The organism is Caulobacter sp. S45, from assembly GCF_903642205.1.
Classification (GTDB): Bacteria; Pseudomonadota; Alphaproteobacteria; order Caulobacterales; family Caulobacteraceae; genus CAHJWH01.
Map to the genome: position 1 here is coordinate 1 of NZ_CAHJWH010000221.1, position 3,683 is coordinate 3,683.

3 protein-coding genes are annotated in these 3,683 nt (G+C 70.0%); 2 read left to right on the forward strand and 1 reads right to left on the reverse strand.

The features are described from left to right. Nucleotides 1-482: inositol monophosphatase family protein (locus HUV06_RS15130; protein ID WP_305793647.1), on the forward strand; the 482-nt coding region annotated here is incomplete at its 5' end. A 116-nt stretch (nt 483-598) separates the two neighbouring features. On the opposite strand, the gene ribD is transcribed toward HUV06_RS15130, so the two are convergent. After that, a complete protein-coding gene (gene ribD, locus HUV06_RS15135) occupies nt 599-1,537 on the reverse strand; it encodes a bifunctional diaminohydroxyphosphoribosylaminopyrimidine deaminase/5-amino-6-(5-phosphoribosylamino)uracil reductase RibD (RefSeq protein WP_217433917.1) in 939 nt (312 codons plus the stop codon). 170 nt (nt 1,538-1,707) lie between these two features. On the opposite strand from ribD, the gene HUV06_RS15140 reads away from it, so the two are divergent. Continuing rightward, nucleotides 1,708-3,683, forward strand: a 1,976-nt coding sequence (locus tag HUV06_RS15140) for a PAS domain-containing sensor histidine kinase (RefSeq protein ID WP_174302077.1), incomplete at its 3' end; no start/stop codon positions are given.

Below are 3,683 nucleotides of genomic sequence, written 5' to 3' on the forward strand. Positions count from 1 at the left end.
AGGGCCGCGCCGACTGGGCGGTCCACGTCGCCCTGGCGATCGACGGCGTCGCCGCAGTCGGCGCGGTCGCCCTGCCCGGGCTTGATGCGGTGCTGCGCTCGGACCGCCCCGTGGCCCTGCCGCCGGCGGGCTCGCCGCTCCGCATGGTGGTGAGCCGCACGCGGCCCGCGCGCGAGGCGCTGGCGGTGGCCGAGCGGCTGGGCGCGGAGCTGATCCCGATGGGATCGTCCGGCGCCAAGGCCATGGCCATCCTGCGCGGCGAGGCCGACATCTACCTGCACTCCGGCGGCCAGTACGAGTGGGACAGCGCCGCCCCGGTGGCGGTGGCCAGCGCCTACGGCCTGCACTGCTCGCGGATCGACGGCCGCCCGCTGGTCTACAACAGCGAGGACGTCTACCTGCCCGACCTGCTGATCGCCCGCCCGGCGGACGCGCGGACGGTGCTGGCGCTCCTGCAGGAGCGGGAGCTTAAGGACGCCTAGGCCGCCGCGCTCGGGCCTGCTTCAAGACGCGAGCATGAAGAGAAATGTGGTTCCTCCATCTCTTCCTCGTCCTGAGGAGCCTCCACAGGAGGCGTCTTGAAGGACGCAGCGACGTGTCAGACGGGCCGTTCTACGGTGACCTGCTCCTCCTGCGGCGAGAACTGGCGGATGGTGACGAGCCTGTCCCAGAGGCCGTACGCGATCATGTGGTCGGTGAGGGCCGGGCCGGCCTCCGCCAGGAGCTGGTGGACCCCTTCGGCCCCGAGCGCATCGAGCTCAGCCTCCACATCGCTCACGATCCGCGGCAGCAGGCCCCTCTCCGCGGCCGCGGCCAGATAGGCGGCGTCCACCCGGCCGCGGCGGTCGCAGATCGACAGCCGGCGCGGCGCGGTCCGGAAGTCTAGGACGTGGCGGACGGTGAACTCCGGCCGGTCGGCCAGGACCGTGCCCGAGCCGGTGAGCACCGCATCGCTCTCGCGCCGCAGGTGGTGGGCGTACTCGAGCAGTCTATGGGAGGAGAAGGTCTTGCGACCCGGCGGCGGCTCCATCCGTCCGGCGGCGTCGAACACCCGCTTGAGCGTGACGTAGGGCCGCCCCGTTCTCAGCCAGTGGGTGTAGGGTGCGATCAGGTCCTCGCAGTGGAGCGCCAGGCCGCGCTCATCGGAGAGGGCGCTTTCGGACAGCAGGCGTACGTCGACCCCCGCCTGGCGCAGCGCCGCCCCCCCGCCGCCCCGCACGTTCGGATTGGGGTCGAGCGCCCCGATCCAGACCGTCCGCACCCCCGCCTGGAGCAGAGCGGCGGTGCAGGGCGGGGTCTGCCCCTGGTGGTTGCAGGGCTCCAGCGTAACGAACATCGAATGCGCGCGGCCGAGAGTTTCCCCGCAGGCGCGCAGGGCTTCGATCTCGGCGTGGGGGCGCCCGGCGCCGAGGTGGGCGCCGATGCCCAGCACCTCGCCTTCGGCCGAGAACACCGCGGCCCCGACCGGCGGGTTCGGGGCGGTGGCCCCCAGCCGCTCCCGCGCCGCCGCGAGTGCGCGAAGCCGTCCCTCATGCATACTCATAACCCTGCGATAGGGCGGCGCCGGCCGGATTGTCGATGATCAATGTCGATCGAGGCGCCGGCTGCTTGTCCGGTAGGGGTCGAGACGCTGTGCTCTGCGGCGTTCAGCCTGCAGAAGTCTGCCGTCGCCGTGGTTATACTGCGGCTGGGGAGGGACTTCGTCTCATGGGGCTGGAGCCTTCTGCGTCTGCGGCGCTCAGCCGCTGGATCATAGACAGCGCCGCCGACTTCGCCATCATCGCCACCGACATCCACGGCCGCGTGACGAGCTGGAGCCGGGGTGCGGAAGCCGTCCTGGGCTGGACGGAGGCCGAGATGCTCGGCGACACGGCAGATCGCATCTTCATCCCCGAAGACCAGGCCGCCGGACGCGCCGCCATCGAGATGCGCGGCGCCCTGGAGACCGGCGTCGGGACCGACGAACGGTGGCACCTGCGCAAAGGCGGGGAGCGGTTCTGGGCCAATGGCGAGTTGACCCCGCTGCGCGATGACGACGGCGAGGTGCTCGGCTTCGTGAAGGTGCTGAGGGACCGTACCAGACAGCACGAGTTGGCGATGTTGCGGGAGCGGGAGGCTGTCGAGATCGCCGATACCGAAAGGGCGCTGCGGGAGAGCCAGACCTACTTGCGGCTGCTGCTGGATTCGAGCGCCGAGGGCTTCTACGCCGTGGACCGGGAGGGCGTCACCCGGGTGACCAACGCCGCCTTCCTGCGGATGATGGGCTTCCAGCACTCCGATGAGGCCATCGGCCGCAAGCTGCACGACGTGATCCATCACAGTCACCCGGACGGCTCGGCCTTTCCTGCAAGCGACTGCCCCCTATACCGCTGCGCCAGAGAAGGCGTACCAGCCCACATCGTCGACGACGTGTTCCATCGAGTGGACGGGCGACCGATCCCGGTTGAATACTGGGCCACTCCGATCGTGCGCGACGGCGTCCTCGATGGGGCGATCTGCACCTTCCTGGACATCAGCGACCGCAAGCTGGCCGAAGCGGAGCGCGCGTCCGCCCAAAGCCGCCTGCAGGAGATGTACGCCACCCTGGAAGCGCTGGTGCAGGCGCGCACGCGCGAGCGCGACACCATCTGGCAGGTCAGCAAGGACATGCTGGGCGTGGCGGACTTCGACGGCGTGTGGCTCAGCGTCAATCCGGCCTGGACCGCGATCCTGGGCTGGCCGGTCGAGGAGCTTGTCGGCAGGACCTCCGAATGGCTCGAACACCCCGACGACCTGGAGAAGACCCGCGCGGAGATGCAGAGCCTGGCCGCCGGGCGCCCGACCCTCGCCTTCGAGAACCGCTTCCGGACCGCGGCAGGCGACTACCGCGACCTGTCCTGGACGGCGGTGCCGATGGAGGGCCTGCTGTACTGCGTCACCCGCGACGTCACCGAGCAGAAGCGTGGTCTCGCCGCACTGGCCCGCGCGGAGGAAGCACTCCGCCAATCGCAGAAGCTTGAGGCGGTCGGCCAGCTGACCGGCGGCGTGGCCCACGACTTCAACAACCTCCTCACCATCATCCGCTCGTCGGTGGACTTCCTTCGGCGCAGCGACCTCGGCGAAACGCGGCGCCTGCGCTACATCGAGGCGATCTCCGATACGGTCGAACGGGCGTCCAAGCTCACCGGCCAGCTCCTGGCGTTCGCCCGGCGCCAGCCGCTCAAGCCGTCGGTCTTCGATGTCGGACAGCAGGTGCGCAGCGTGGTGGACCTGATCCGCCCGCTCATGGGCGCCCGGATCCAGATCGAGTGCGAGCTATGCGGGCCGGCCTGTTTCGCGGAGGCCGACATCAGCCAGTTCGAGACGGCCCTGGTGAACCTGTCGGTCAACGCCCGCGACGCCATGAACGGCGAAGGGCGGCTCACCTTCCGCGCCGAAGAAGTGTCGAGCGTCCCGTCGATCCGGGGCCACCTCACCGCCGACGGCCACTTCATCGCCATCTCCGTCATCGACACGGGCGCAGGCATCGAACCCTCCCGGCTCGCCGCTATCTTCGAGCCCTTCTTCACCACCAAGGAAGTGGGCAAGGGCACAGGACTAGGCCTCAGCCAGGTGTTCGGGTTCGCCAAGCAGTCGGGCGGCGAGATCGACGTCCGGAGCGTTCCCGGTCAAGGAGCGAGCTTCACCCTCTACCTGCCCCGGGT

What these genes read in the sequence shown, in the direction of transcription:
- ribD (WP_217433917.1), bottom strand. Translation starts at nt 1,537, where the DNA reads ATGCATGAGGGACGGCTTCGCGCACTCGCGGCGGCGCGGGAGCGGCTG.